At 69.1% G+C, this 26389-nt stretch carries 22 protein-coding genes, 1 tRNA gene and 2 pseudogenes; 11 read left to right on the top strand and 14 right to left on the bottom strand.

Annotation, left to right across the window (positions count from 1 at the left end; genetic code table 11):
* Window position 1: 1 nt before the first annotated feature.
* Entirely contained in the window at window positions 2-883 is an 882-nt protein-coding gene (locus ACI2LP_RS04785) for a TerD family protein (RefSeq protein ID WP_404723127.1), read from the bottom strand.
* A gap of 187 nt (window positions 884-1070) precedes the next feature.
* Here ACI2LP_RS04785 and ACI2LP_RS04780 point away from each other — a divergent pair, with 187 nt between their 5' ends.
* The 3 genes from ACI2LP_RS04780 to ACI2LP_RS04770 all read left to right on the top strand — a co-directional run bounded on the left by ACI2LP_RS04780 (window position 1071) and on the right by ACI2LP_RS04770 (window position 5636).
* Window positions 1071-2234, top strand: a complete 1164-nt coding sequence (locus ACI2LP_RS04780) for an HpcH/HpaI aldolase/citrate lyase family protein (protein ID WP_404723126.1) — start codon at window positions 1071-1073, stop codon at window positions 2232-2234.
* Window positions 2235-2307: 73 nt separating this feature from the next.
* Window positions 2308-4740, top strand: a complete 2433-nt coding sequence (locus ACI2LP_RS04775) for a phosphoribosyltransferase (protein WP_404723125.1) — start codon at window positions 2308-2310, stop codon at window positions 4738-4740.
* Window positions 4737-5636 carry an HAD family hydrolase gene (locus tag ACI2LP_RS04770; protein ID WP_404723124.1) on the top strand — a complete coding sequence of 300 codons (900 nt, stop codon included), beginning with the start codon at window positions 4737-4739 and terminating at the stop codon, window positions 5634-5636. Before ACI2LP_RS04775 ends, ACI2LP_RS04770 begins: the two co-directional genes overlap by 4 nt.
* An 84-nt stretch (window positions 5637-5720) precedes the next feature.
* Here ACI2LP_RS04770 and ACI2LP_RS04765 read toward each other — a convergent pair whose 3' ends face one another.
* The 4 genes from ACI2LP_RS04765 to ACI2LP_RS04750 all read right to left on the bottom strand — a co-directional run bounded on the left by ACI2LP_RS04765 (window position 5721) and on the right by ACI2LP_RS04750 (window position 8979).
* Window positions 5721-5945, bottom strand: a complete 225-nt coding sequence (locus tag ACI2LP_RS04765) for a zinc ribbon domain-containing protein (RefSeq protein WP_360874554.1) — start codon at window positions 5943-5945, stop codon at window positions 5721-5723.
* Between the two features lie 9 nt (window positions 5946-5954).
* A complete protein-coding gene (locus tag ACI2LP_RS04760; RefSeq protein ID WP_404723123.1) occupies window positions 5955-6539 on the bottom strand; it encodes a DUF4383 domain-containing protein in 585 nt (194 codons plus the stop codon).
* 194 nt (window positions 6540-6733) lie between these two features.
* The gene (locus ACI2LP_RS04755) at window positions 6734-8125 is read right to left on the bottom strand and encodes a hypothetical protein (protein ID WP_404723122.1); all 1392 of its coding nucleotides are present in this window, start codon (window positions 8123-8125) and stop codon (window positions 6734-6736) included.
* A 71-nt stretch (window positions 8126-8196) separates the two neighbouring features.
* Complete coding sequence (locus ACI2LP_RS04750; RefSeq protein ID WP_404723121.1) at window positions 8197-8979, bottom strand: DUF4097 family beta strand repeat-containing protein; 783 nt, start codon at window positions 8977-8979, stop codon at window positions 8197-8199.
* A 190-nt stretch (window positions 8980-9169) separates the two neighbouring features.
* Here ACI2LP_RS04750 and ACI2LP_RS04745 point away from each other — a divergent pair.
* Window positions 9170-9244: transfer RNA gene (locus ACI2LP_RS04745), tRNA-Val, on the top strand.
* A 273-nt stretch (window positions 9245-9517) separates the two neighbouring features.
* Here the strand turns inward: ACI2LP_RS04745 and ACI2LP_RS04740 are convergent.
* Complete coding sequence (locus ACI2LP_RS04740) at window positions 9518-10099, bottom strand: hypothetical protein (RefSeq protein WP_404723120.1); 582 nt, start codon at window positions 10097-10099, stop codon at window positions 9518-9520.
* Between the two features lie 1347 nt (window positions 10100-11446).
* Between ACI2LP_RS04740 and ACI2LP_RS04735 the strand changes: the two genes are divergently transcribed.
* Window positions 11447-12166: a hypothetical protein gene (locus ACI2LP_RS04735; RefSeq protein WP_404723119.1), complete on the top strand. Its 720-nt coding sequence runs from the start codon at window positions 11447-11449 to the stop codon at window positions 12164-12166.
* Window positions 12167-12326: 160 nt separating this feature from the next.
* Here the strand turns inward: ACI2LP_RS04735 and ACI2LP_RS04730 are convergent, their stop codons facing one another.
* Both ACI2LP_RS04730 and ACI2LP_RS04725 read right to left on the bottom strand, forming a co-directional pair.
* Window positions 12327-12809, bottom strand: coding sequence for a winged helix-turn-helix domain-containing protein (locus ACI2LP_RS04730; RefSeq protein ID WP_404723118.1), 483 nt, complete (start codon window positions 12807-12809; stop codon window positions 12327-12329).
* Window positions 12810-13199: 390 nt separating this feature from the next.
* The gene (locus tag ACI2LP_RS04725; RefSeq protein ID WP_404723117.1) at window positions 13200-14690 is read right to left on the bottom strand and encodes an IS4 family transposase; all 1491 of its coding nucleotides are present in this window, start codon (window positions 14688-14690) and stop codon (window positions 13200-13202) included.
* A gap of 507 nt (window positions 14691-15197) precedes the next feature.
* Here ACI2LP_RS04725 and ACI2LP_RS04720 point away from each other — a divergent pair.
* Window positions 15198-16007: a hypothetical protein gene (locus ACI2LP_RS04720; protein ID WP_404723116.1), complete on the top strand. Its 810-nt coding sequence runs from the start codon at window positions 15198-15200 to the stop codon at window positions 16005-16007.
* Between the two features lie 517 nt (window positions 16008-16524).
* Here the strand turns inward: ACI2LP_RS04720 and ACI2LP_RS04715 are convergent.
* Together ACI2LP_RS04715 and ACI2LP_RS04710 are read right to left on the bottom strand one after the other, a co-directional pair.
* Window positions 16525-16758 carry a hypothetical protein gene (locus ACI2LP_RS04715; RefSeq protein WP_404723115.1) on the bottom strand — a complete coding sequence of 78 codons (234 nt, stop codon included), beginning with the start codon at window positions 16756-16758 and terminating at the stop codon, window positions 16525-16527.
* Window positions 16758-16979 (bottom strand): excisionase family DNA-binding protein, encoded by a 222-nt coding sequence (locus ACI2LP_RS04710; protein WP_404723114.1) that lies wholly within the window; start codon window positions 16977-16979, stop codon window positions 16758-16760. Before ACI2LP_RS04710 ends, ACI2LP_RS04715 begins: the two co-directional genes overlap by 1 nt.
* Window positions 16980-17247: 268 nt before the next feature.
* Between ACI2LP_RS04710 and ACI2LP_RS04705 the strand changes: the two genes are divergently transcribed.
* From ACI2LP_RS04705 to ACI2LP_RS04695, 3 genes are all read left to right on the top strand, one after another.
* Window positions 17248-17694, top strand: coding sequence for a DUF6069 family protein (locus ACI2LP_RS04705; RefSeq protein ID WP_404723113.1), 447 nt, complete (start codon window positions 17248-17250; stop codon window positions 17692-17694).
* Between the two features lie 235 nt (window positions 17695-17929).
* On the top strand, window positions 17930-18196 hold the full coding sequence (locus ACI2LP_RS04700; protein WP_404723112.1) for a hypothetical protein: 267 nt from the start codon (window positions 17930-17932) through the stop codon (window positions 18194-18196).
* A gap of 250 nt (window positions 18197-18446) precedes the next feature.
* The gene (locus tag ACI2LP_RS04695; protein WP_404723111.1) at window positions 18447-20063 is read left to right on the top strand and encodes an MFS transporter; all 1617 of its coding nucleotides are present in this window, start codon (window positions 18447-18449) and stop codon (window positions 20061-20063) included.
* Window positions 20064-20212: 149 nt separating this feature from the next.
* Here ACI2LP_RS04695 and ACI2LP_RS04690 read toward each other — a convergent pair.
* Window positions 20213-21044 (bottom strand): annotated as a pseudogene (locus ACI2LP_RS04690) (endonuclease/exonuclease/phosphatase family protein).
* A gap of 160 nt (window positions 21045-21204) precedes the next feature.
* On the opposite strand from ACI2LP_RS04690, the gene ACI2LP_RS04685 reads away from it, so the two are divergent.
* On the top strand, window positions 21205-22572 hold the full coding sequence (locus tag ACI2LP_RS04685) for a pyridoxal phosphate-dependent decarboxylase family protein (RefSeq protein ID WP_404723110.1): 1368 nt from the start codon (window positions 21205-21207) through the stop codon (window positions 22570-22572).
* A gap of 52 nt (window positions 22573-22624) precedes the next feature.
* On the opposite strand, the gene bla is transcribed toward ACI2LP_RS04685, so the two are convergent.
* Window positions 22625-23458 carry a class A beta-lactamase gene (gene bla / locus ACI2LP_RS04680; RefSeq protein ID WP_404723109.1) on the bottom strand — a complete coding sequence of 278 codons (834 nt, stop codon included), beginning with the start codon at window positions 23456-23458 and terminating at the stop codon, window positions 22625-22627.
* A gap of 347 nt (window positions 23459-23805) precedes the next feature.
* On the opposite strand from bla, the gene ACI2LP_RS04675 reads away from it, so the two are divergent.
* Window positions 23806-24516: a glycoside hydrolase family 75 protein gene (locus tag ACI2LP_RS04675; RefSeq protein ID WP_404723108.1), complete on the top strand. Its 711-nt coding sequence runs from the start codon at window positions 23806-23808 to the stop codon at window positions 24514-24516.
* Between the two features lie 95 nt (window positions 24517-24611).
* Here ACI2LP_RS04675 and ACI2LP_RS04670 read toward each other — a convergent pair whose 3' ends face one another.
* Both ACI2LP_RS04670 and ACI2LP_RS04665 read right to left on the bottom strand, forming a co-directional pair.
* Window positions 24612-25208, bottom strand: coding sequence for a hypothetical protein (locus ACI2LP_RS04670; protein WP_404723107.1), 597 nt, complete (start codon window positions 25206-25208; stop codon window positions 24612-24614).
* A gap of 193 nt (window positions 25209-25401) precedes the next feature.
* Window positions 25402-26306, bottom strand: a pseudogene (locus ACI2LP_RS04665) (LysR family transcriptional regulator).
* Window positions 26307-26389: the final 83 nt, after the last annotated feature.

Genomic DNA, 26389 nt, shown 5'->3' with positions numbered 1-26389 from the left:
CTTACGGCCGGACGAACTGGGGACCCATCGGCGGCAGCTTGAAGTTCGGGTCGGGCGCGTACGTGGCCGCGGCGGCCGGCTGCGGGTAGCCGTACCCCGACTGGGCCGGGGGCGCGGTCGGCTGCGGCGTGGCGGGCTGCGGGTATCCGTATGCGGGCTGAGTGACGCCTGGCTGCGGGTATCCGTATGCGGGCTGAGTGACGCCTGGCTGCGGATATCCGTATGCGGGCTGAGTGGTGGCCGGCTGCGGGTAGCCGTAGGCAGGCTGTGCGGGCTGTGCCTCGGGCTGCGCGGGCTGGGGCTGGGCATCGGGCTGGGCGGACGGCTCCGCGGCCGCCTCCGCCTCGTCCACCGAGATACCGAACGCCGTGGCCAGACCGACCAGACCGGTCGGGTAGCCCTGCGCCACCGCGCGGAACTTCCAGCCGTCGCCGCGCCGGTAGAGCTCGCCGCAGATGATCGCCGTCTCCTCGCCGGTCTCCGGCTTCACATCGAAGACGGCCAGCGGCTCGCTGTCGGCCAGGCCCGCGTCGTAGAGCGATATTCGCAGGTCGCGGACGTGCTGGAAGGTGTCCCCGTCCGAGGACGCGGCGAGCACGACCTGGTCGACCGAGGAGTCGAGGGAGGTCAGATCCGCCTCGATGGTGTCCGTCAGATGCTCGGCGACGCGTTTCTTGGGCAGCCGGCGCACCAGGCCCGAGGGGTGGCGCGGCTGGTTGTAGAAGACGAAGTCCTCGTCGTCGCGCACACGACCGTCCGGGCCGAGCAGCAGGGCAGAGGCGTCCACGTCGGGGACACCGGCGCCCGGGGTCCAGCGCAGCACGGCCCGTACGGCCGTGGCGTCGAGGGGGACGTTCGAGCCCTTCACCATCGCGTGCGTCATGCCCGTAATCCTGCCTTCCCCGTACCCGCGCGGACAACGCGGGGCCCCCTTGTTCTGTGGCCGGGACATGGGCATGGTGCAAGCGGGTTACCTGGAATTCATGGACTTGGGGAACTCTTGACACACATTCGTACGTACTATTACCGGCCACCTCATTTGGGCCACCAAGGCAGTACGGGGGAAATCAATGCGTCATTTCGGGCATCTTTCGCCTGCTGTCCGCGAGGGTCTGTTCCACCAGGAGCCGTGTGAGTTCACCGGCGCCTCGCCCGCCCGCGTGCTCGCCGCCGCGCTCGGCGCCACCCTCTACAGCCCTGCCACCCGGCCGAAGCTCGCCGACGACGTGCTCAAGCAGGTCGACCGCGGGGTCGTCAGCATGGTGCTCTGCCTGGAGGATTCCATCGATGACGCCGATGTGGCAGCGGCCGAGGAGAATCTGGTCCGGCAGTTCGCCGACCTCGACTCGCGTGGCGTGGAGCTGCCGCTGCTGTTCATCCGGGTCCGTGAACCGGGCCAGATTCCGGACCTGGTGCACCGGCTCGGCCCCTCGGTCCGGAGATTGTCCGGATTCGTACTTCCCAAGTTCACGGAGGAGCGTGGGGTCCCGTTCCTGGAGGCCCTTGCCGCCGCGGAGACCGCGAGCGGACAGCGGCTCTTCGCGATGCCCGTACTGGAATCTCCGGGACTGCTGCACCTCGAGACCCGCGCCGAGACGCTCGCCGGGATCGCCCGCATCGTCGACAAGTACCGCGAGCGGGTCCTGGCGCTGCGGCTCGGTGTCACGGACTTCTGCTCCGCGTACGGGCTGCGCCGGTCGCCCGACATGACCGCGTACGACGTCCAGATCGTCGCGGGCGTCATCGCCGACGTGGTGAATGTGCTGGGTCGGGCGGACGGCACCGGGTACACGGTGACCGGGCCGGTCTGGGAGTACTTCCGGCTCGGGGAGCGCATGTTCAAGCCCCAGCTGCGCCGGAGCCCCTTCATGGAGGGCCGCGCGGAGGAACTGCGCACCACGCTCATCGAGCACGACCTGGACGGTCTGCTGCGCGAGATCGAGCTGGACCGGGCCAACGGTCTGCAGGGCAAGACCTGCATCCACCCCTCGCATGTGCTGCCCGTGCACGCACTGTCCGTGGTCAGCCACGAGGAGTTCAGTGATGCGCAGGACATTCTGCGGCCGGAGCGGGGCGGCGGAGGCGTGATGCGTTCCTCGTACACGAACAAGATGAACGAAGTGAAGCCGCACCGGGCCTGGGCCGAACGCACGCTGCTGCGGGCGGAGGTCTTCGGCGTGGCCAGGGAAGAGGTCGGCTTCGTGGAGCTGCTCACGGCCGGGCTCTCCGGCTGAAATTCGATCTGACATTCGAGCCGGTAGTCGTGCTGACAATCGTGCTGGCAATCGTGCTGAGATTTCGGCTGAGATGACGAAGGAAGAGACTGTAAGCGTGGTGTGGTCGGGAACGTGGGTCGCTGAGCGGCTGGGCGTCGGGCTCGTCGGAGACGAGAAGCTGGACAGCCTGCTGGGGCTTGCCCTGCGCCGTAACCCCAAACGGGCGCATCTGCTCGTGTCGAACGTGCTGGGCAAGCATGTGCCGCAGTCGCCCGCGGTGGTGTACGGCGCGGGGTACGGCCTCGGCGAGCGGGTGCGGGAGCTGCTGGGCGAGGAGCAGGCCGCCCGCGCGGTGGTCCTCGGCTACGCGGAGACCGCCACCGGTCTTGGCCACTCGGTGGCGGACGGGGTGGGCTGTGCGCCGTATCTGCACTCCACGCGCCGCCCGGTGGAGGGAGTGGCCCAGGCGGGCGGCTTCGAGGAGTCGCACTCGCACGCGACCTCGCATCTGCTGCTGCCCGAGGATCCGGCGCTGCTGGCGGGAGACGGCCCGCTGATCCTCGTGGACGACGAGTTCTCCACGGGCAACACCGTGCTCAACACGATCCGAGAGCTGCACGGCCGGTATCCGCGCGACCGGTATGTGATCGTCGCGCTGGTCGACATGCGCTCGGAGCGTGACCGGGAGCGGCTGGCCGCCTTCGCAGCAGAGATCGGCGCGCGGGTCGACCTCGTGGCGCTGGCATCGGGGACGGTCCGGCTGCCGGAGGGAGTCCTGGAGAAGGGCCAGGCGCTGGTGGCCGAACACGAGGCGAAGACGGACACGTCCACAGCACGCGGCAGCGCCACCCACGGTGCCCTGCGTGTCGAGCTGGGCTGGCCCGGCGGGCTGCCCGACGGCGGGCGGCACGGCTTCACTCCCGCCCACCGCGTCGAGCTGGAGGCCGCCCTGCCCCGCATGGCCGGGCGAATAGCCGATGCGCTCGGCGCGGCGCGCCGTGTACTCGTCCTCGGCTTCGAGGAGTTGATGTACGCGCCCCTCCGGCTCGGTACAGCGCTGGAGCAGGTCGTCGACGCCGACGTCCGGTACTCCACCACCACCCGCTCGCCCGTCCTCGCCGTCGACGACCCCGGCTACGCCATCCGCAGCCGCCTCGTCTTCCCCGCCCACGACGACCCCGCCGACGGCCCCGGCAGGCGGTACGCCTACAACGTCGCCGGCGCCGGGTTCGACGCCGTCGTCGCCGTCGTCGACTCGGCCGCCGACACACCCCAACTGCACGCCCCCGACGGCCTGCTGGCCCAGCTAGCCGCGCACATCCCGCACGTAGTCCTGGCCGTTGTCCCCAGCTACGTACCCGAAGTACCTGAAAGGGCTTTCATGCTGCCCGAGCCCCTCCGCGGCCCCGCCTTCTCCTCCTACGCCCCCGAAGAGGTCGGCTGGCTGCTCCAGGACCTCTCGGACGTCGAGCTCGAGGCACCGACCGAGGAGCGCGAGGAGGCGATCCAGAGCGGCGGCGCCCACTACGCCGAGTCGCTGCCCGTCGAGTACCAGCCGAGCGCCCAGTACCAGGAGCTCTTCAAGGCCGCGCTGGCGACCTCCGCCGCCCGTATCGCCCGCGCCGTCGGCACGGTCACCGAGACCGTCATCGCCGAACGGTCCCCGCGCCCCGTACTCGTGTCGCTGGCCAGGGCCGGCACCCCCGTCGGCGTACTCATGCGCCGCTGGGCCCAGCACCGGCACGGTCTGGACCTGCCGCACTACGCCGTGTCCATCGTCCGCGGCCGCGGCATCGACACCAACGCCCTGCGCTGGCTCCAGGAGCACCACGACCCGGCCGACGTCGTGTTCGTCGACGGCTGGACCGGCAAGGGCGCGATCACCCGCGAACTGGCCGAGGCGCTCGAGGAGTTCGACGGCTTCGACCCCGAGATCGCGGTCCTCGCCGACCCCGGCGGCTGCGTACGCACCTACGGCACCCGGGAGGACTTCCTCATCCCCTCCGCCTGCCTCAACTCCACCGTCTCCGGCCTGATCTCGCGTACGGTCCTGCGCGCCGACCTCGTCGGGCCGCACGACTTCCACGGCGGGAAGTTCTACCGCGAGCTCGCCGACGCCGATGTCTCCAACTACTTCGTCGACACCGTCGCGGCCCGCTTCGACGAGGTCGCCACCGCCGTCGACGCCGAGGTCAAGGAGCTGCTGTCGGCGGACCGCGCGCCCACCTGGGAGGGCTGGGCCGCCGTCGAGCGGATCAGCGAGGAGTACGGCATCCACGACGTCAACCTCGTCAAGCCGGGCGTCGGCGAGACCACGCGGGTCCTGCTGCGCCGCGTCCCCTGGAAGATCCTCGCCAAGCGCGGCGCGGGTGCCGACCTCGACCATGTACGGCTGCTCGCCGAGCAGCGCGGCGTACCGGTCGAGGAGGTCGACGAACTCCCGTTCACCTGCATGGGGTTGATCCACCCCCGCTACACACGGGGCGCGACGGGGGCCGACGGCAAGGCGGTGGCCGCCAAGTGAGCGTCCTCATCGCCAGCGATCTCGACCGTACGCTGATCTATTCGTCGGCGGCCCTCGGGCTGACCATGCCCGATGCCGAGGCTCCGCGTCTGCTGTGCGTCGAGGTGCACGAGCACAAGCCACTGTCGTACATGACGGAGAGCGCGGCGGGGCTGCTGAATCAGCTCAGCGCCGACACGGTCTTCGTACCGACGACGACCCGCACCCGCAAGCAGTATCAGCGCATCCGGCTTCCCGGTGCCGCGCCGCAGTTCGCGATCTGCGCCAACGGCGGACATCTGCTCGTCGACGGCGTGTCCGACCGCGACTGGCGGGACCGCGTGGCCGCCACCCTCGCCGACAAGTGCGCCCCGTTGGCGGAGATCCGCGCCCATCTGAGCGCCACCGCCGACCCGGCCTGGTTGCGCAAGGAGCGCATCGCGGAGGACCTCTTCGCCTATCTGGTCGTCGAGCGCGCCCTGCTGCCGGAGGACTGGGTCGGGGAGCTCGCGGAGTGGGCCGGCCTCCGGGGCTGGACCGTCTCCCTCCAGGGCCGCAAAATCTACGCCGTGCCGAAGCCGCTCACCAAGAGCGCGGCCGTGCGCGAAGTCGCCCGCCGCACCGGCGCGGAGCTGATCCTGGCGGCCGGGGACTCCCTCCTCGACGCCGATCTGCTGCTCGCCGCGGACCACGGCTGGCGGCCGGGCCACGGCGAACTGGCCGACAGCGGCTGGAGCGCCCCGCACGTCGACGCACTGCCACAGTCGGGAGTCGCGGCGGGCGAGGAGATCCTGCGCCGGTTCCACAGCTTCAGCAACGGTGGTGGCTTCGACGACAGTTCCGGCAGCCGCTCCGGCGACAGCATCAGCGGCGCCGCGATCCCGCACCAGGCTGTGAACGCCCCCACGGCACCCTGACGGCCGCGCGGGACGGGCCGCAGCGGTTGCATGACCAATCGCAGCTGGGACCTGACGGCAGGGCTGCGGCTCGGCGCGGTGGCGTCAGCCGCAGCAGCCGCCTCCGCAGCAACCGCCGCCCCCGCCTCCGCCCGCGCCGCCGCTCGGCGCGGGCGCGGACTTCGTGCCGCCGACGGCGACGGCCGAGAGCAGCTTGACGGTGTCCTCATGCCCCGCAGGGCAGCTCGCCGGGTCGGAGGACTGGGCCATCGGCCGGTTTACTTCGAAGGTGTCGCCGCAGCTGCGGCAGCGGTATTCGTAACGAGGCATGCCGTAAGGCTAGCGCTGCTCCTGTTCCGCCTGTCCCGTCGGTTCAGCCTGCGCCGACTTCTCCGCCGGTTCGGCCCCGCCCGAGTGGCGGGCCCTGTAGTAGGGGTTGTCGTGGGGCAGCGTCGAACTGACCCTCCCGTACATTCCGAAGAACATCAGCATCACGCCGACCACAAAGCTGAACAGGACGTTCTGTATGTGGAAGGCGAGCGGGTTGAAGCTCTTGTCCAGCAGGCCGAGGTTGATGAAGCCGCTGGCTATGAAGAGTATGCCGAGGACCATGTTCAGGGTGGAGGCGAAGTTGCCGCCGATGACCATGCCGACGAAGAGCAGCACTCCGACGCAGATGGAGAGGACGCTCAGCGTGCCGTTGGTGTTGAGGCCCGCGATGGTGTCGCCGTCGGTGTCGAAGAAGCCGACCTTGTTGATCAGCCCGAGGATGCCGAAGGCGAGCAGCACCAGCCCGGTCAGCCCCGCGCCGACGCGGTAGACCTGGCTGAGCCGGTGATCGACGGGCAGATGCTCGTCGAGACGGGGACGGTTGCGGTGGCTGGGATTGCGCTTGGATTTGGACGGCAGTACGTGTGCGGCCATGTCCGGCCTCCTTGGTACGTACTCATGTACGGCTTCCAGGATCCGCCCGAGTGGGATGCGGTTCAAATCATTGGCGAAAACTGGACAAGGTCGGGGCGGGGCGGGCGGCGCTCCGGGGCGGGAGCGACGGGCCCGACCGGGCCGGGCCCAGCGTGCGAGTCAGTGCAGCCGGGGTCCGTCCAGCCGGGGAGAACTCAGCCCCGCCCGGCGCCCGCGCCGCGGTCCTCGCGGATCTGCTCCACGACGCGCGCGGCCGTACGCCGTACCGCTTCCGTCTCGGTCAGGAAGTGCCAGTAGTCGGGGTGCCGGCCCTCGAGCCCTGCGATGGCCCGCTCCAGCCGCCCCACCGCGTCGTCCAGCGGCTGTGCATGCCTCGGGTCCGGGGTGTTGCGCCCGGCCATGGCGAGGCGCTGCGCGTCCCGTACGGCGAACCGGGTGCGCTCGATCTCCTGCTGCGGATCCTTGGCCACGGCATTGAGCCGCTGCAGCCGGTCACCGGCCGCGGAGACCGCCTCGTCGGTGGTGTTCAGCAGCGCCCGTACCGTGCTGAGCAGGGCTGTCGCATCCGCCCACCGCTGCTCGTCCCGCGCCTTGGCCGCCTCCCTGAGCTTCTCCTCGGCCTGGCGGACGCTGATCGCAGCCTGCTCGGGCACCGGCTGGAGATCCTGCCAGCAGGCGGCGGAGAAACGCCGCCGCAGCTCGCTCAGAACGGGCTCGACGGACCCGGCACGGGTGGTGAGGGCCTGTGCGCGGGTACGGAGGGAGACCAGGCGTTTGTCGGTCTCGGCAGCACGCTCGGGCAGCCGCTCGGCCTCAGCGCGTACCGCTTCGGCGTCCCGCAGCACGCGGTCGGCCCGCTGGAGGGTCTCGGCGACGCCGTGCCGCCCTGCGCCCTGATTGAGCTTGGTCAGCTCGGGCCCGAGCGCCGCGAGCCGGGCCGCGAGATCATCCGCTCGCAGACCGGAGCCCCGTACCGAATCGAGAGCATTGCTCGCGGAAAGGAGCGCCTGTCTCGCCCGCTCCACGGCGGGGGCGAGCCGGGCGAGCTGCGTCTCCGCCTTGTCGAGCAGCGGCCCGAGCCCCTGGGCGAACCGGTCGAGCTCGCCCTTGACCCGTACGAGCTCGTCCTTGGCCCGGTTCAACTCCCCGCGCGCCTGCGAGGCGACGTGTGCTTCGAGGTCGTGCCGGTCGAGATCGTGCGCGTCGACGGCGGTGATGTACCGATGACTTGCCTCGTCGATCCGCTGCCCCAGCGCGGCGAAGTCGTCGACCGCCCGACGCGCCCCCGGCGAACTGTCCACCGCCGTGATCGTCTCGATCGAGATCCGCAGATCGCGCTGGGCGGTGTCCAGCTCGTAGAAGGCGGCGGCAGCAGCGTCCTTCGCGGCCTGCGCATCGGCCCGCTCACTCTCGTCCCGCCCGCCGAACCAGCGCCGACCACCCCCGCCCCCGCCGGCGAAGGCACCCGGCAGCGCCGCGACGACCAGTGGCAGAGGCAACAGCATCAGCGCGAGGACATCGCGGACGGCACTCGCACTCGCTCTCGCACCTCTTTTTGCGTGCGGCTGCGCGTGTGTCGCCGTCACATCCCTCTCCCGTGCTGTGTCGCCCTGCCCGGTTCATTGTCCCACCAGGTAGTGACGAACACACGGGCTGGTTAGTTCGCGCTTCGCACGGTGACGTTGCCGTTGTCGCTGCGGGCCTTCACGACATGTGAGCTGCCGTCGTCGGTGGGGACGTCGACGTCCACATCACCGTTGTCGCTCTTGGCCGTCACGGCGTACGGAGCGCCCGCGCGGGGCAGCTCGACGGTGATGGCGCCGTTGTCACTGACGGTCTCGACCCGATCGGGCACGGCACTGAGCCCGAGCCGCACGGACCCGTTCTCCGCCCCCACAGTCACGGCCTTGGAGCTGACCCGCTCGGCGACGACCTCCCCGTTGTCCGTGTCGAGCCGCAGCGGCCCGCTGGCGTCCCGTACGGTCACGGCGCCATTGTCGGACCGGATCTTGAGCGCGGTGTCGAACCCACTGGCGGTCACGCTCCCGTTGTCGTCCTCCACGGTCACGGCGACACCTCGCGGCACCTTCACCGTGTGCCGGGCCTCGCAGCTGCTCGCAACGGCATCGCACTTCACCCGGAGGGTGAGCTTCCCGTCCTTCATCCTCCAAGAGGCCCCGGGCCCGCTCCCCATGAACACCCACCCGTCGACCTGCCGGGTGACCTGCACGTCCTTCACATCGGCGGGCACGATCTCGATGGCCGAGTTGTCGGAATCGATGGTGAGCGCCTTCCCTTCCAGCGGAAACGACCGGTTCTCGACCGGCGCGTCCCCGGCGTCGGCACCACCGCACCCGGTGAGCGCGAGAGCACCGAGGACGGTGCCTCCGAGTGCGATGAACGCGCGGGTGCGATTGCGTCGGGTGGTCAGTGCGGCCATGGTGATCGTTCCCCCAGGTGGTTCTGCCGATGTGCCCCCACGGTATGAGCGCGGGGGAGTGGGGAGCGATCCGGGCGACCACCGTTAGTGGGGTGGGGCTATCCCCAGTACCGAGGGGCGTGGGGACCGACGGCCGGGAACGGGTTTGCAGGGCGGCCCCATCTGCCATGTACGCTGTTCCTTCATCCACGGGTGCGTAGCTCAGGGGTAGAGCGCTGCTCTTACAAAGCAGATGTCGGCGGTTCGAAACCGTCCGCGCCCACCAGTGCAAAGGCCCCCAGCCGATCATGGCTGGGGGCCTTTGACATCCACTTTTGACATCAACCGGGGCGGTCAATGACGACCGGCCGACGTTTTGAGCATCCGATCGAATCAGGGCCTGGCCAGAGGATCATTCCTGCGCCTGGCCCTGATTACTGTCCGGGGCTTCGTTCAGTCCCTCGTGCCCCATACGCGCCCGTTCCAAGCCACGCCCGGCGGGGTTAACTTGAGTGTTAACTCTTCCTCACCTGCGCGGATGCACGAGGCTTCGCCGCAGTCAGGCAGCCGCGAGCAATCCGGCCAATCGCCGCACCTGGCCCTCAAGGACATCGATGCGAGCCAGCAGATCCTCATGGACGGAACAGGCCGGCCGACTGTTGAACCCCAGCTGCTCCGGAGACGTGCGGAAGATCGCGCACAGCAGCGCCTGGTACCGCTGGTTCGGCTGTGCCTCCCCGTGTTCCCAGCGATGAAGCTGCACCTTCAGCGAAGCCTCGGAGGCAATCTGGCAGCCCCACTGGTCTGCGACGATGCTGATCGCACGCACCGCGGTGATACGAGACCATCCGCGCTCAAGACGCGCCCTGCCCAATGGCGTGTCCGGTGCCTTGTGACCCCGAGGTGGCTGCTCCGAACCTGGCAAAGCATGCAGAGCTGTAGCGGACGCGATTGGGGCCGTTCGTTCAATGAAGCCCAGTTGGTTTGGGTACGCGCGAAAGGTCGCACAGAGTAGCGCCTGGTAGCTCTGATTGGGGCGTCCGATCTGGTGCTCCCAGCGATGGAGCTGCACCTGCAAGGAGGTACCAGTCGCGATCTCCCATCCCCACTGCTCAGCAACGAGGATCAGCTCGCGGATCACCTTGGTGCGGGACCAGCCACGCTCCAAGCGCGCTCTGCCCAATGGCGTGTCCGGTGCCCGAAGGCCGGGTCGCGCGCCAACGACGGACGCACCTGCGGCGGGCATGATTGAGGCGGATCGATTCGACACGGCTTCGACTCCTTCGAATCGGTTGGGCCGCGTCCGCTGTCATCGGGCGCGGCCCGCTTTCCTGTTGGTTCAGTTGCCCGAAGGCGCGCCAGCTTTGACCCAACGGGCAACCGTGGCCCGCGGGATGCCTGTCAGCTCCTCGATGCGTCGGTAAGGCACGCCAGCACCGACCGCGTCAAACACGGCAGGACGCAGTTCGGCCTCAACCTCCGCTAGTTCCTCCGACAGCAAGCGGCGCCGCTCCCCGGGGCCAACTAGCCGCCGTACGGCGGTCGCTCGCCGCTCTTCAGGGGTGCCCTGCTCCGACGGACGGGGCGTACTCCGGGGGGCCTTGGCTCCTCGCCGGGGCTGCGGCCCAACAGGCTTACGTCGCTGCCTACTTCGCCGAGTGGACATGCTCCGATACTGCCCCGATGTCCCAAGTGGGACACCATTATCTGCCGGAGACGCATATGCCAATTCGAGACGGCTGTAAACGCGCTGGTAGGAGCAATGCCAGCCCGCGAGTAAGGCCATGCGGTCAGTGAGTGAGTAGAAATCTTCTCTACGGGTTCAAGGCGGCTCGCTCCGCTCGCCGCGCGCTCCCCGGCTCACCGCCGGGTCCCGACGCTCCTGTCTCCGCCCCGCTCCGGACCCGGCTACGCCGGTCGCGCGGCTAGAGCGAGGGGACTTGGCCGATGCGAAAACGGCCATCAGGGGGCTGGGGCGGTCGGCTCCACGGCTTTACGCAGCCACCATGGGGCGAGCCTCGAAGATCGGGGCCCACATCGGGCTATTGCGGGCAGGTCGACTGCCCGAGTCGCGGAAAGCTTACGGGCCCCGATCTCTCGCCCCATGGCAGCTCCAGCCCAAAGCCGCTCCGCCGACTGTTGCCGAGCCGCGCAGGTGCTCATTTTCGGACCAGACTCCACTCACCTTGGCTCTTCACCGAACGTGGCCTGACCGTGCAGGTAGCCCGAGCAGGGGATCTTGCGCCCCGGTTGGGCCAGGCAAGGGCATCTCTGCTGGCGGGACGGTGGGCGGGCCTGTGGGGTGGGCCTCGGACCGCTCGGTCCGAACATTCGGTTCATCGCACTGCCGTGGCCCCTGATGGGCTACGAGGGAAGGGCACCATGAATGGGAACAGTCAGCCCGCACGCCCCGCGCGTCGCAGGATGATGCTCGCGGCCGCCATGGCGGCCCGCGGCGCTGACCGGTCAGCTGCTCGTCACAGCGCCTGTGGCGCATGCCGGTGGCGAAGACCCCAAGAGGGAGAAGGAGAGCCACGGACTGCGGGAGTTCACCGAGGACGGGACGTTCAGGGTCCCCAAGGGCGTCAAAGCGGTGTACATCCAGGCATGGGGTGCCGGTGGCGGCGGTGGCGGTGGTGGTGGCGGCGCCGCACCGCTGAACAACAGCCGCGCCGCCCAGGCCACAGGTGGTGGCGGTGGTGGTGGCGGCGGGGCCGGTGGCTTCGTCTTCTGTGTGTTCGACCCGCTGAACCAGGGGGACGATCTCGCGGTGCATGTCGGCCACGGCGGTCACGCAGGCACCGGCGGCCAGCCGGGCCAGGACGGTACCGACGGAGGCGCCGGTACCGCCACGAGTGTGATCGACGAAGAGGAGGGGCAATTTCTCCAGGCAGATTCAGGTAATGGCGGCGACGGCGGCGACTCCGAGGACAACCAGGGCGATAGTGGCAACGGCGGCGACGGCGGCGACTCCGAGGACTGCTCCAACGATGACCACGTGAGCCGACCCGGCGAAACCGGCGACTCCGGCCACACCGGTGCAGAAGGCGGGAACGGCGGCAACGGCGGCAGCTCCGAGGACGGCATCGTCAGCCCGCCCGACGGTGCCGGGGAAGGCGGCAACGGCGGCCAGGGCGGCACGGGCGCCGGTGTCCCCGGCGAGCCCGGTACTCCTGGCGGCAACGGATACGTCGTCATCTGGTGGTAGCACCCGACCGTCCGGCAGTATCCGACCGCTCTCACGGCCCGGGGCCGTGAGAGCGGTCGCTGCAGGGGCGAGGCAGAGGCCCACCAGCTGTATTCGCTGACATCACCAGGTGACATCAACAGCAGCGGACCAGGGCGGTAGCCAGCAGACCGATGCGGCCTCACCCCTGCCAGGCGGAGGTGGCCCTGCTGAGCAAAACCGACGCCGGGATCGAACTTACAAAGCAGATGTCGGCGGTTCGAAACCGTCCGCGCCCACCAGCAGGAAGCACGACGAAGGCCCAGGTCACCGGCAGCAAACCGGAAGCCTGGGCCTTGTTCGTTCCTCCCCGATTCTGGCGGGGGAGTGGCGTCGTGCCATTTACGTGCCAGATGCCTCCTCCACCGTGGATCTGCCACGATTCCAGATCATCTGGCCGCTCGAGGCTCACGGCACGCGACGGCACCCGGTAGGAGCTTCGGGCGTACGACTCGATGGCCTTCCCGGCAACGAGCTTGGCCAGCACAGTGCGCAGCTGGGTACGGCCGATCTCTAGCTCTTTCGCCAAGGTGCGCTCAGAGGGCAGCTTCTCTCCGGGCTTCAACTTCCCCGACGCAACCCACTCGTGAATCGTGCGGTAGACCCGCTCCGACTTCGGTCCCACCCCTTTGAGCCCACTCCCTGAGTCATCAGCTGGCCCGCACCAGCGTAGCCGTCAGGACTGACCCCCGACAGGTGACGATCGGCAGCCCAACCAACTCCCGGCAGAGGTGGTGAGTAGAAATCTTCTCTACGGGTTCAAGGCGGCTCGCTCCGCTCGCCGCGCGCTCCCCGGCTCACCGCCGGGTCCCGACGCTCCTGTCTCCGCCCCGCTCCGGACCCGGCTACGCCGGTCGCGCGGCTAGAGCGAGACGACTTGGCCGTGGCGAAAGCGGCCAGCACGGGGCTGGGGCGGTCGGCTCCGCGGCTTTACGCAGCCACCATGGGGCGAGCCTCGAAGATCGGGGCCCACATCGGGCTATTGCGGGCAGGTCCAGAGACTAACGTCGCGTCGCTATTTGGCTGATGGTTGAGGTGTGACGCGCGGGGTCTTGTCTCGGCGGCAGATGGTGATCGTGTAGGTGACGTTGCCGGTTGGCACGGGTCCCGGTGCTCTCGTGCGGTGGTTGGGTGCCTGTCTGGCGCGTGGTCTGGTGCGGTGGGGTCTGCGGGGGATGAGCTGGGCCAGGGCCTCCGCCTGGACGATGGTGATCAGCAAGGGCTGTCCTGCGGCGGGTCGGTAGTGCAGGTGGCGGCGGACCGTGCGGAGGACCGCGGTGAAGGAGATGCGGTCGGGGTCCAGTTCCTGGCCGGTCTCGGGATCCCGGCTGGCCTGGGCGGCGCGGGCCCGTTGGGCCTGCAGGTACTGGTGGGTGATGAGCAGTCCGTAGATTTCCTGGGTGACGCCGTCGGGGTTCTTGGACCGCAGCAGTGGCCGGTGGTCGCGTTGGAGGATCTTGGCCTCGAACAGGCTGGTCTCGCTGTTCCAGCGTTCTGCATAGACCGCGGCAACCTGCTCGGCCGGGGCTTCGCCGGGGTCCAGCAGACTGGTGATCACGCGCAGGGGGCGGGTGCGGGGCGGTCCGTGTTCGGGGGTGGCCGTGATGTCGGCGTCCACGACCCGTACCGCGACGCCGTCCGGGTGGCTCGGGGGCATGCGCCGGTTGCAGAAGCGGGAGGCGGCCTGGCGTTGGCTGGAGGCCCGGTCCGGGACGCAGGACAGGAAGCTTCCGTCCGCGAGTTCACGCAGGTGGGGCAACCAGTGGTGGGCATGGGCCCGGACGATGAAGTCGCCGCCGCAGTCGGTGATCCGGGCGAGGATGTCGTGGCCGTGGAAGGCCCGGTCCATCAGCACGAGCTGTCCGCCGGACAGTGTCGGGGCGGTGGCCAGGTGTTTGGCCAGGGCGACTTCGTTGTCCCGGCGCGGGCCGAAGCGGCCGTCGAGGATGCCGCGGGTGCCGCAGGCGATCAGCAGGACGAGTTTGACCTGCGGGTGGCGTCCGGGTTTGCGGCTGCCGCCCGGGGGCGGGCCGAATGCCTTGGTATTGGCCTGCGTGGGCGCGACGTCGAGGACGGTGCCGTCCAGGGACAGCATCAGCAGGCGCCGGCCGAAGGCGAACGCGCCGGGCGACTGCGCGGTGGTCAGCGGGCCGCGCACCTGCTCGAACAGGACCTTCAGCGGCTCAGGGCCCAGCCGCGTGCGGGCCTTGGAGATGGCGGAGGTGCCTGCCACCCGCAGGGCGCCCGCGTGGACTGCTCCGCGCAGGCCGTCGGTGAGCTTGCGCAGGATCTCCGCATAGCTGTCGCTGAAGTGCAGGCACATCGCCAGCACGAAGTAGACCACCGCGCTGGCCGGCAGGCTCGCGCACCAACATCTGTCGAGGCGGCCACAAGAACGGACGGCTTCCTCCACCGCCTGCGGGGACACGAACTCATCCAGCGCCTCCAGCCGGATTCCGGCAGCTGCCCGTGCCGACGCGATCCGCTGCCCAACTCTGGAGTTCACTCCCGCTGCGGTGACACGATGACAAGACATCGAGGCTCCACAGGTCAGATACTTCACCGCTATCCGACCTGCCAGGGGCCTCGATGGCCGTCAACCCCCTCACCACCAAACGCGCATCAACCACACCTTGGGGACGCGACGTTAGGTCCACAGACTGCCCGAGTCGCGGCAAGCTTACGGGCCCCGATCTCTCGCCCCATGGCAGCTCCAGCCCAAAGCCGTTCCGCCGACTGTTGCCGAGCTGCGAGCAGGCCTCGCTTCGGAGATTTGGGCTGCGGAGGTGCTCATTTTCGGACCAGGCTCCACCGGCCTCGGCTCTTCACCGGACGCGGCCTGTTCGGGCAGGTAGCCCGAGCAGGGGATCTTGCGCCCCGGTTGGGCCAGGCAAGGGCATCTCTGCTGGCGGGACGGTGGGCGGGCCTGTGGGGTGGGCCTCGGGCCACTCGGTCCGAACATTCGGTTCATCGCACTGCCGTGGCCCCTGATGGGCTACGAGGGAAGGGCACCATGAATGGGAACAGTCAGCCCGCACGCCCCGCGCGTCGCAGGATGATGCTCGCGGCCGCCATGGCGGCGGCCGCGGCGCTGACCGGTCAGCTGCTCGTCACAGCGCCTGTGGCGCATGCCGGTGGCGAAGACCCCAAGAGGGAGAAGGAGAGCCACGGACTGCGGGAGTTCACCGAGGACGGGACGTTCAGGGTCCCCAAGGGCGTCAAAGCGGTGTACATCCAGGCATGGGGTGCCGGTGGCGGCGGTGGCGGCGGTGGCGGTGGCGCCGCACCGCTGAACAACAGCCGCGCCGCCCAGCCCTCAGGCGGTGGCGGTGGTGGTGGCGGCGGGGCCGGCGGCTTCGCCTTCTGTGTGATGGACCAGACCGTGCTGGACCCGGGGGACGATCTCGCGGTGCATGTCGGCCACGGCGGTCACGCAGGCACCGGCGGCCAGCCGGGCCAGGACGGTACCGACGGAGGCGCCGGCACCGCCACGAGTGTGGTCGACGACGGGGAGGCGGCTCTCACCGCATTTGGAGGTAATGGCGGCGACGGCGGTAACGCCGAGGCCGAAGGCGGTAACGGTGGCGACGGCGGCAGCGTTGAAGATAATGTCAACGTAGACTGCATCGACGCTGAGGGTGGTAATGGCGGTGACGTCGAGGACCACTTCGGCGGTCACGGCGGTGACGCCGCAGACGGCATCGTCAGCCCGCCCAACGGTGCCGCGGCAGGCGGCAACGGCGGCCAGGGCGGCACCGGGGCCGGTGTCCCCGGCGAGCCCGGTACTCCTGGCGGCAACGGATACGTCGTCATCTGGTGGTAGCACCCGACCGTCCGGCAGTATCCGACCGTACTCACGGCCCAGGGCCGTGAGAACGGCCGCTGCAGGGGCGAGGCAGAAGCCCACCAACTGTATTCGCTGACATCACCAGGTGACATCAACAGCTGCGGACCACAGCGGTAGCCAGCAGACCGATGCAGCCACGCCCCTGCCAGGCAAAGGTGGCTCTGCTGAGCAACACCGAGGCCGGGATCGAACCTACAAGGCAGGTGTCTGCGACGCCGCGCGTGCCAGATCCGTGCCAGATCGAGCGGTCAGCCACGGTCAATTGGGGTGTAAAGCGGTGCAGCCAGGACCGTCCTGTGATCGGCGCCAGGCTTACAAAGCAGATGTCGGCGGTTCGAAACCGTCCGCGCCCACCAGCCCGCACGCCCCCGCAGCAGCTCGCTGTGGGGGCGTTGACGGTGGTAATTGACGGCAATGGTCAGGTCTACCGCGGCGAGGTAGCAAAAGAGGCTTCTCACTGGCCGCGGAAGAGTTTCCGGTCGGTAAACCACGGTCAACAGCGGGTGCCAGTCAGAGCCCAGGCCACCGCTCTTGCATCAGGGTCCGCCCAGTCACCGCGCCGGATCTCGGTCTGCTTCTCGGCGAGCCAGTCATCAGCGTCGCGAGCCGTTTCGAAGGCGACGGGCGCCGGCCGCATCACTCTGCCTGGATAGCGGGCCTGGAAGCGCCCCGAGGGGAGTTTCCGCACGGCATCGAAGGTGCGGCGTCTGCGCTTGTTGTTGGCCATCAGTCAGCCCTCCCGTGCCGCGTTCTGCGGCGCTGCACAGGCTCGATCGTGTTGCCCTCGATGAAGTCAACGAGGGCACGTTCCGGGATGCGTACATGGCGACCGACCTGCACGAAGGTGATCCGCCGTTCGGCCACCAGGCGGCGCGGGAAGCGCTCCGTCGTCCCCAGCAGTTCCGCCACCTGCGCCGACCTCGGCTGGTCAAGGCTTGGGACGGGCATCCTTCGCGGGGGCCCGCCATTCTGCTTGACACCGTGGGACCCGCCTGCGTGAACAAGCGCCAGGCCCGACGGCGATGATCTTGTCCGCCTGCTCTCCGCGCTCTCTCCCGGGGACTCGCCCAGTCACACCGCATCACCTTCCGTAGCAGGTCAGGGACTTCCGTTCGCGACAGTTTCAGCATAGGCTGAAATTAGTTTCCACATGTGAGGAAATTAGGAGTCAGTCCTCATCCGCTGACCCCCGACCTCTTCCAACGGAGCAACCATCGTGGCCACCACATCGCCCTCGCCGAGACCGTCCGCCCGCCGCCTCACCGAAACCAGCGCCCGGGTACTGCGACCGGCCGCCATCGGCATCGCTCTCCTCGCGAACCTCACGTACGTGCTCGTCCTCACCGACGTCGCCGGGTACGACCTCAGGACTCCCGCTGTGTTCGGCCGACCGGCCCAGTCCATCCTGATCAGCGCGGTGATCGCCGCCTCCGTCGTCCCGGCGCTGCTCGGCTGGGGACTGCTGGAGCTGCTGGAACGATTCGCCCCACGGCGGGCCACCGTCATCTGGGAGGCGCTCACGGCTCTGGTGCTCGTCGGCGGTCTTCCCTACAACGGGGTCGGCGTCACAACGTCCGACCAGCTCCTGCTGGCCTTGATGCACCTGATCGTCGGCGCGGCGGTGATCCCCGCATTCGTGATCACGTCACTGCGCCGGTCCTGACGCCCGGCGATGGCTCACCACCCCACCGTCACCCGCTGCGGGAAGCGGACTTTCCCGCAGTACGGCGACCGGCACGAGGCGACTGGCCGCTTCGCCGACGAGCACCTCTGTGGCGCCTGCTACCGGACCCTCACGCCGGAGGACCAGGAGCGCGCCTTCGAGCACGAGCAGCCGGAGCTCACCGGCGAACAGCCCCGAAAGGCGGGGCCCCACCACATCGACAGGAGCCCCCGCCATGGGCATCGTTCTTGCGCTGCTCGTCCCGATCGGCATCGCCATCAGCGCCCTGTACGCGGCCGTCTCGTGGGCGTGGTCCCGCTACAAGGCCACCGCGATGGACGGCGTGTACCCGGGATCCCCGCAGCACCAGGCCGCGCTCACGTCGGTCGAAGACCGCACCGCATTCCTGTTCACGTACTGGGCGTACCTGCCGACTGCGATGCAGGCCGCCCACGACGAGCGGGCTCTGGACACCTCGGCGGCGAGGCCGCCCACCCCATGACCCCAACACCCCACAAGGGTGAGCACCATGACCACCCTCATCGCGGCCGCTGTGGTGCTCACCGCCACGGCGGCCGCCGCCAGATGTGCCCTCCGTGCCCGTACGGCACCGCCCAGGCGGGCGTCATCCGCGACCGTCCCCAATCGCGACTACCACTTGAAGAAGCTCCACCAAGCTCACGCCTGGCAACCGGTCGATCTCCGTGGCGGGTCGCGGATCCGCCCTCCGTGGCAGCTGGGACGATTCGCCCATGGCACCCAAGGCAGGCACCGCTGAGAGTTCGGCAACGGCGCGACTCGTTCTGCTGACGCTCGCGGCCGGTCAGTTTCTGATGGCGCTCGACAGCTCTGTCATGAACGTCTCGATCGCGACGGTGGCCGACGACGTGGGTACGACGGTGACGGGGATCCAAGGCGCGATCACTGCCTACACCCTCGTGATGGCGATGTTCATGATTCCCGGCGGCAAGGTCGGGGCGCTGATCGGCCGCAAGCGCGCGTTCATGATCGGCTGCGGCATCTACGGCTGCGGCTCCCTGACCACGGCACTCGCACCGAACTTGCCCGTGCTGCTGCTCGGCTGGGCATTCCTCGAGGGAGTCGGAGCGGCGCTCATCCTGCCCGCGATCGTGGCGCTCGTGGCCGGCAACTTCGCGACTGAACGCCGTCCCGCCGCCTACGGACTCGTCGCGGCCGCAGGGGCCGTGGCGATCGCGGTCGGGCCGCTCATCGGAGGTGTTGCGACGACGTACTTCTCCTGGCGCTGGGTGTTCGCCGGTGAGGTCCTGGTGGTGCTCGGCATCCTGGTGCTCGCCCGCCGTATCGCTGACGCTGCGAGTGACGAACGCCCACGCATCGACCTCGTCGGCGCCCTGCTCTCCGCCCTCGGGCTCGGGATCTTCGTCTACGGCGTACTCCGCTCGGACGAATGGGGCTGGTTCAAGCCGAAGCCCGACGCGCCCTCGTGGCTCGGGGTTTCCCTGGTCGTGTGGCTGATGCTGGCAGGTCTGCTTCTGATCTGGCTCTTCCTCCGCTGGGAGGCCCGCCTCGTGCAGCGGCACAGGGAGCCACTCGTCGACCCGGCCATGTTGCAGAACAAGCAGCTCACCGGCGGGCTGACGATGTTCTTCTTCCAGTACCTCGTTCAGATGGGCGTGTTCTTCGTCGTACCGCTCTATCTGTCCGTCGCCCTGGGCCTGTCCGCGCTCGCGACCGGTGCCCGCATCCTGCCGCTCTCGCTGACACTGCTGGCGGCCGCGGTCCTGATCCCACGCTTCTTCCCGGACGTCTCGCCGCGGCGGGTGGTGCGGCTCGGGATCCTCGCTTTGCTCGCGGGCGCGGTGGCCCTGATGGCCGCGCTCGACGCAGACGCCGGTGCGGAAATCGTCACCATCCCCCTCCTGTTGATCGGGCTCGGCATGGGCGCGCTGGCGTCCCAGCTCGGATCGGTGACCGTGTCCGCGGTGCCGGAAGCACAGAGCGCAGAAGTCGGCGGCGTCCAGAACGCCGTCACCAACCTCGGCGCCTCGATCGGTACGGCACTCGCCGGGTCGATCCTGATCGCCGCGCTCACGTCTTCGTTCCTGACCAGCGTCGAGCAGAATCCGGCGGTCCCGGCCGACGTCAAGAGCCAGGCGGCCGTCGAACTCCAAAGCGGCGCTCCCTTCCTGTCGGACGCCCAGCTCAAGACCGCCCTCGACGAAGCGGGCACGAGCACGGAGGTGACCCAGGCCGCGCTCGACGCGAACGCCGCCGCGAGGATCGACGGCCTGCGCGCCGCACTCGCCATCCTCGCTCTCACCGCTCTCCTCGCGATGTTCTTCACCTCGCGGATCCCGACGACCCAGCCCCGCTCGACGGAGTCATAGCCGCGACGGCCTTGTTGCCGGCCGCCACCGCGGATGCACACTGCTGCGGGCGGCGGGGGACTCCCGAGTCCTCTACAGGGATGTCGTGTCGGCGGGGCAACGCGCGAGGATCCCGTCCGAATGTCTTTGGGAGCCGCGGTTGTTCTGGCTCAGCGCTCTCCAGGATCGGCATCCGCCAGGTCCGCGACCACCGCAGCATGATCGGACGGCCATATGCCGTCGACCGGGCCGTCGCCCGCGCGGCGAATGGAGCGGACGCTGCCGAGGCCACCGGGGCCGGGTTGGCCGACGTGGATGTAGTCGATGCGGACGCTCGGGCCGCCGGCCGCTACGTAGGGGTTTGCCGCATTCCATGTGGCCGACGGTGCTGTCGGGTCGGCGTATTCCCAAGCGTCGAGGAGGACTTGGCCGGGGACCACGGGGGCCGTCTTGTAGCCACCGAGCAGCCGGATCGCGTCCGAATCGGGCCAGGTGTTGAAATCGCCGGTGAGCACGGGCGGAAAGAGGGTCCCGCTGCGGTGGGCCGCGATGAATTCGGAGAGCACCGCGACCTGTTCGCAGCGCACGGCCGAGGCGTGGATCTCCGAGGTCAAATGGGTGGTGAAGAAGGGCACCTGATGTGTGGGCGCGGCCAGTCCGCGCATGCAGAGCCAGACGTCCGTCGTCATTGCCCTCGGCGGCTGGCAGCCGTATCACGGCGCGGTCCACGATGGGCCACCGGCTCAGCACGGCGTTGCCGAAATCGACCGTCGAGTCCCCGAGCCGTTTCTGCCAGCGTTCGGGGGCGTCCGAGGCGGCCCAGGTCCACTGCATGCCGAGTTCTTCGGCGAGCCACTGCGCGAAGTTCTCCCCGCCACGGGCCCACACCTCCTGCAACCCGATGACATCGGGTTGCAGGTCGCGCAGCACGGTCAGGATCGCTTTCTGCCGCTGCTCCCACGGGCCGAACCGCCACCACACATTCCACGTCAGGACGCGCATCTGCCGCCTCACCCTTCCCCGAGTCCTTGGGTGCATCCTGCTGGCTCCGGGGCCCGCCCGGGGGTGATTCATTCTTTCCGCTGCACGGTGATCAAGGCGTGGGCGTGATCGTGCCAGTCGTCGCTTGCGTGGCGGCGGCGACTGTCTCATAGTCCGAGGTATGGACGCGCGTGAGGCGGCGCTCCGACAGGCATACGGCCATGCCGTCCGCTGGCTGGCGAGCCTCTCCGATCGCCGGGTCCCCGCCCGCGCTTCGGTCGACGAGATCGTGCGCGCGCTCGGTGTCGAACTTCCCGACGGTCCGAGCACCCCTGCCGACGTCGTCGACCTGCTGGTCACGGCCTGCGAGCCGGGGCTCACCGCGTTTCCCAGTGGCCGCTTCTACGGGTTCGTGGTCGGCGGCACCGAACCGGCCGCGCTGGCCGCAGACTGGCTGGTCAGTGCATGGGACCAGAACTGCGTGATGAGCGCCGTCTCACCCGCGTACACGGCGGCGGAAGACATCGCCGGCGCGTGGCTGCTCAATCTGCTCGGCCTGCCGAGCGACAGCGCCGTCGGCTTCACCACCGGTGCCACGATGGCGAACTTCACCTGCCTCGCCGCCGGGCGCGAAGCGGTGCTGCGGCGCACCGGCTGGAACGTCGCCCGTGACGGACTCGCGGGTGCGCCGGCCGTACGCGTCATCGTCGGCGAGGACCGCCACATGGCCATTGACCTGGCGCTGCGCTACCTGGGGCTCGGCAAACCCCAACTGGTGAAGGCGGACGACCAGGGACGCATCGAGCCCGAGGCCCTGCGGCACCACCTGGCGGCCGGCGGGCAGAGCCCCACGATCGTGATCCTCCAGGCCGGAGACATCCACTCCGGCGCCTTCGATCCCTTCGTCGAGACGATCCGTGCCGCTCGCGAGGCAGACGCATGGGTGCACATCGACGGCGCCTTCGGACTGTGGGCGGCCGCCTCGCCGATGTACGCACACCTGACGGCGGGCTGCGCATCCGCCGACTCCTGGGCGACGGATGCCCACAAGACCCTGAACGTCCCCTACGACTGTGGCCTCGCCATCGTGCGCGACCCGTTCGCGGTCCGGGCAGCGATGGGCCTGCAGGGCGACTACCTCATCCAGGACGAACACGGCGACCCCATCGACAAGGTCCCCGAGCTCTCCCGGCGCGGCAGAGCCTTCACCGTGTGGGCCGCACTCAGGTCCCTCGGCCGCTCAGGTGTGGCCGACCTCGTCGAGCGGCTGTGCCGACACGCCTCCGCGTTCGCCACCGGCATCGCCGGGATCGACGGCGCGACGGTCCTCAACGAAGTGGTATTCACCCAGGTCTGCGCCGAGTTCGGCAACGACGAACGCACGGAACGGGTGCTCACCCGGCTGCTCGACGACGGCACGGCGTGGATCAGCGGCTCCATCTGGCACGGCCGTCGCGTCATGCGGATCTCGGTGAGCAACTGGTCGACGACCGATGACGACGTGACGCGCGCGCTCGACGCGATCCGGCGCGCATCCATGAATGCCTGATACGGAAGCCGCCATCCCGAGTCGGCCGCCCGAGTCCCGTGTTTCCCAGTCTCTACGTCACGGCTTCTGCCAAGAGCGCGGCTGTTCGCTCAATGAGCCGGTTGTCCGGAGCGGCGTCCGCCTCGTACTTGGTCGTCAGCACCGCCAGCACGATCGGTGTCCCGTCCGGTGTCCAGGCGATGCCCACGTCGTTGCAGGTTCCGTACGAGCCGGCGCCGGTCTTGTCCGCGACGGTCCAGTCCTTGGGCAGCCCCGCACGGAATCGGTCCCCGCTCGTCGTGTTGTTCAGCAGCCATTCGGTCAGCCGTCTGCGGTCCCGGGGATCCAGCGCCTCCCCCAGGGTGAGTCGCGCATAGCTGCGTGCGATGGCCCTCGGGCTGGTCGTGTCCTCGACGCGCCATGGCTCGGCGGTGTTGAGCTTCGGCTCCCACCGGTCGAGCCGCGTCGTGGTGTCCTGGATGGAGCGGCAGAAGCGGGTGATCGCGGTTGGTCCGCCGAGTTCGCGGAGCAGCAGATTGCCTGCGGTGTTGTCGCTGTAGCAGATGGCGGCCCCGCACAGTTCGGCGATGGTCATGCCGTGGGCGACGCGGTCCGCCGTGCCTGTGATCGGTGAGTGATCGACCAGGTCCGCTTTGGTGTAGCGGATGCGTTTGGCAAGCGTCTCACCATGCCGGTCGAGGTCTCTCAGTACGGCTGCCGCGGCGAGCGGCTTGAAGACGGAGCAGATGGGGAAGCGCTCTTCTGCCCGATGGAGCACCGTTGCCTTCGTCGCCAGGTTGCGTGCGAACACCCCTACACGAGCCGCGTGCCGTTGCTCGAGTTCACGCAGCCGCGCGGTGGTGTCCCGGTGACGGGTGGCCGCGCGGGCAGGCCCGGTGGCGAGCATGAGCGCGGTGGCCGAACCGGTTGCGGCACCGGCCGCAAGAAGTGCGCGACGTGTCGGGTTGGACTCCGAGGAACCTAAAATCTTCTTCTCCTCCGCTCAGCGGCGCCCTTGTTCCCATTCATTGACGGCGCCGCATTACCGGTTCGTTCAACGTACCGACAGCTCCTCAAGTGCCCGCCTCTCGATGCGGTGTTGGTGGACCGCAGCCCGCTGCCCGCAGCCCGAAGCGCGCTTGGAGATGGCCGAGGAATCCGGCGGCGAGAAGGGGGTTGACGCGGTCATGTAAAGGGATCACATTTGTCGGCGGACAAGTAAGGAAACTTTCCTAACAGAGAGGCCGCCCCCACATGCGTACTCGTACTCTCGCGCTCGCCGCCGCCTCGGGCGCCGCCCTGCTCACCGTCGCCGCACTGCCTGCCACCGCCAACACCGCCCATCGCGCGGCCGGTTCCGGCACGCGCGGGACGCAGGAAGGATCGGTCAGTGCGGCCGATCTGCTGGCCAAGGTCAAGAGCTGTTCGCAGATATCGAACGGCAAGTACAAGACGGACAGCGAGACTTCGGCGACCATCCCGGTCTGCGGGAAGAACGGCGCGGTGTTCTGGAAGGCCGACATGGACGTCGACTGCGACGGCCAGGTCACCAGCAAGTGCAACGCCGACACCGACCCCTGGTTCCAGGACGACACCGCGTTCCACCAGTCCAACGGCAAGCCGCTGAACGCCGAGAAGCTGCCGTACGTCGTCGTGCCGAGCACCAGCAGCATCTGGAACTACTCGAGCGCCGGGATCAAGGGCGGCGGCGTCGTCGCCGTCATCTACAACAACAAGGTCGAGTACGCCGTCGTCGGGGACACCGGGCCCAACAAGATCATCGGCGAGGCGTCGTACGCCACCGCCCAGGCGCTGGGTATCGACCCTGACCCGGAGACCGGCGGTGCCGAGTCCGGTGTCACGTACATCCTGTTCAAGAACTCCAAGGTCTCGCCGATCGAGAGCCACAGTGCCGCGGTGAGCCTCGGCGACTCCCTCGCGAAGAAGTTCCTGCAGGACAACTGAGCACGGGGCAAGCGTGAGGGCCCGGGCCCGGCGACTCTGTGTCGCCGGGGCCGGGCCCCGTCCCGTAGTTCCTGGGGCATCGAGTCCCCAGGTTCCTAGCAGGGGACTACGTGCCAGACCGGAGTCCAGTTGTAGTACGCGCTGTTCGCATACGCGCCGGGCGTCGTGTAGATCGTGTTGTAGCCGCGGTCCAGGAACCTCGCCCTGGTGCCCGGGGTCTGGTTGTTGCTCCAGGAGCCGGGACCGTTCCAGTTCGACAGGTCGTACGTTCCGCACTTCCACAGGTTGAACTGCGTGCCGGTGAAGCCGGTGCCGGTCCACATGCAGAAGTTCTCGTACGGACACGCCGCCCGGGTGCCCGCCGGGCTCGAGAGGTCGCGGGCGTAGCGCTCGCCGGGCATCGCGACCACGATCTCGCCCTGGCCTGCCAGTTCGATCCTGTTGGGCGCGACCTGCTTGCCGCCCACCGTGGTGAGGTAGCCGTCGACCGTCCGCTGGAGCTGCCGTGCCTCGGCGGTGGTCAGTCCCGCCTGCTTCGCCTGGGCCGTGAAGCCCTGGCCGGAACCGCTGCCCGTGCTGCTTCCGGCGCCGGTGCCGGAAGCAGCGGTGGCCGGGCCGGTGAATCCGGTGACCGCCGCGGCGACGAGCGCCAGGGTCGTGAGTAACGAAGCGATCAGCTTGCGTAGTGCCATGCGGGTTTCCCCCTGCTGATTCCTGCGTTGATACCCGGCCGCTGTTGCGGCGGGTATGCCACCGAGTCTCCAGGCGGGCCGGAGAGCCGGACAAGCGCTTCCTCCGTAGCTGTCCAGAAGTCGCCATAGTTGCCCGGACATATCTCAACTGACCTGAATGCGCCTGGTGTTGGCACCCTTGCGCACCGCCCCCTCACGCCTGCGTCATCAGCTCCCGCGCACACGCCCGCAGCCACGCATGCGCCGGGTCCGCGTCATTGCGCGGATGCCAGGCCAGCCCGAACGGCAGTGCCGGCAGAGGCGCGGGACCTCAAAGGTCTTCAGCCCCAGAGTGTCCGTCAGCGGCCGCGCCCGCGTCGTCACCAGGCCCACCAGGTCGCTGCCGAGCAGGATGAACAGCGAGGACGGATACGTGCCCACGCTCCCCACCACCCGCCGCGTCAGACCCAGTTCCGCGAGCGCGGTGTCGACCGGGCCCCGCATGCGGCCCCGCCGGGAGACGATCAGATGGTCCGCCGCGGCGAACCGCTCGGGTGTGAGCCTCCCGCGCAGCAGCGGATGTCCGGGGCGTACGACACCCAGCATCCCGTCGTCGAAGAGATGCTCCACGTGGACCTCGGGCGAGCGGGTGTCGATCACGCCCGCCTCCAGATCGGCGACGCCCTCGCGCAGCGCCGGGGCATCCACATGACTCTCCGTCAGGAAGCGCAGCCGTACGCCCGGGGCCTCTTCGCCGATCCTGGCGAACAGCGCCGCGCCGAGCGTCGCCGCGAGCGCGTCGTGCGCAAGCACCGTGAACGTGCGCGACAGAGCACGGAGATCCACCTGACCGCCGGCCGTGAAGATCCCGCGCGCCTGCTCCACGACCGCCCGGACCTCGCCGCGGATGGCGAGCGCGTGCGGGGTCGGCACCATGGTCCGGCCCGCGCGCACCAGTACCGGATCGCCCAGCGCCTTACGGATCCGGCCCAGGGTGCGGCTCATCGCAGGCTCCGACAGATGCAGCCGGGCGGCCGCGCCCGAGACGCTGGATTCCTCGAGCAGTACGTCCAGGGCGGCCAGAAGGTTGAGGTCCAGGCCGGATTGCGTCACGCGCATTCATCCCTTGCATTAGTTGCACTGGAAAGCAAGTGGCGCCAACTCTACGGTGGACGGCAGACCCCAAAACCCCAGCTCCTGGA

It is taken from the genome of Streptomyces sp. NPDC019890, assembly GCF_044903445.1.
In the GTDB taxonomy this organism is placed as follows: domain Bacteria; phylum Actinomycetota; class Actinomycetes; order Streptomycetales; family Streptomycetaceae; genus Streptomyces.
The sequence above is the reverse complement of the archived record's forward strand: the minus strand, read 5'-3'. Positions and strand labels throughout refer to the sequence as shown.

Excerpts from the sequence above, each read along its gene's own strand:
- ACI2LP_RS04785 (WP_404723127.1), bottom strand. The coding sequence starts at position 883 with ATGACGCACGCGATGGTGAAGGGCTCGAACGTCCCCCTCGACGCCACG.
- ACI2LP_RS04780 (WP_404723126.1), top strand. The coding sequence starts at position 1,071 with ATGCGTCATTTCGGGCATCTTTCGCCTGCTGTCCGCGAGGGTCTGTTC.
- ACI2LP_RS04775 (WP_404723125.1), top strand. The coding sequence starts at position 2,308 with ATGACGAAGGAAGAGACTGTAAGCGTGGTGTGGTCGGGAACGTGGGTC.
- ACI2LP_RS04765 (WP_360874554.1), bottom strand. The coding sequence starts at position 5,945 with ATGCCTCGTTACGAATACCGCTGCCGCAGCTGCGGCGACACCTTCGAA.
- ACI2LP_RS04760 (WP_404723123.1), bottom strand. The coding sequence starts at position 6,539 with ATGGCCGCACACGTACTGCCGTCCAAATCCAAGCGCAATCCCAGCCAC.
- ACI2LP_RS04750 (WP_404723121.1), bottom strand. The coding sequence starts at position 8,979 with ATGGCCGCACTGACCACCCGACGCAATCGCACCCGCGCGTTCATCGCA.
- ACI2LP_RS04720 (WP_404723116.1), top strand. The coding sequence starts at position 15,198 with ATGAATGGGAACAGTCAGCCCGCACGCCCCGCGCGTCGCAGGATGATG.
- ACI2LP_RS04715 (WP_404723115.1), bottom strand. The coding sequence starts at position 16,758 with ATGGCCAACAACAAGCGCAGACGCCGCACCTTCGATGCCGTGCGGAAA.
- ACI2LP_RS04710 (WP_404723114.1), bottom strand. The coding sequence starts at position 16,979 with ATGCCCGTCCCAAGCCTTGACCAGCCGAGGTCGGCGCAGGTGGCGGAA.
- ACI2LP_RS04700 (WP_404723112.1), top strand. The coding sequence starts at position 17,930 with ATGGGCATCGTTCTTGCGCTGCTCGTCCCGATCGGCATCGCCATCAGC.
- ACI2LP_RS04695 (WP_404723111.1), top strand. The coding sequence starts at position 18,447 with ATGGCACCCAAGGCAGGCACCGCTGAGAGTTCGGCAACGGCGCGACTC.
- ACI2LP_RS04685 (WP_404723110.1), top strand. The coding sequence starts at position 21,205 with ATGGACGCGCGTGAGGCGGCGCTCCGACAGGCATACGGCCATGCCGTC.
- bla (WP_404723109.1), bottom strand. The coding sequence starts at position 23,458 with ATGCTCGCCACCGGGCCTGCCCGCGCGGCCACCCGTCACCGGGACACC.
- ACI2LP_RS04675 (WP_404723108.1), top strand. The coding sequence starts at position 23,806 with ATGCGTACTCGTACTCTCGCGCTCGCCGCCGCCTCGGGCGCCGCCCTG.
- ACI2LP_RS04670 (WP_404723107.1), bottom strand. The coding sequence starts at position 25,208 with ATGGCACTACGCAAGCTGATCGCTTCGTTACTCACGACCCTGGCGCTC.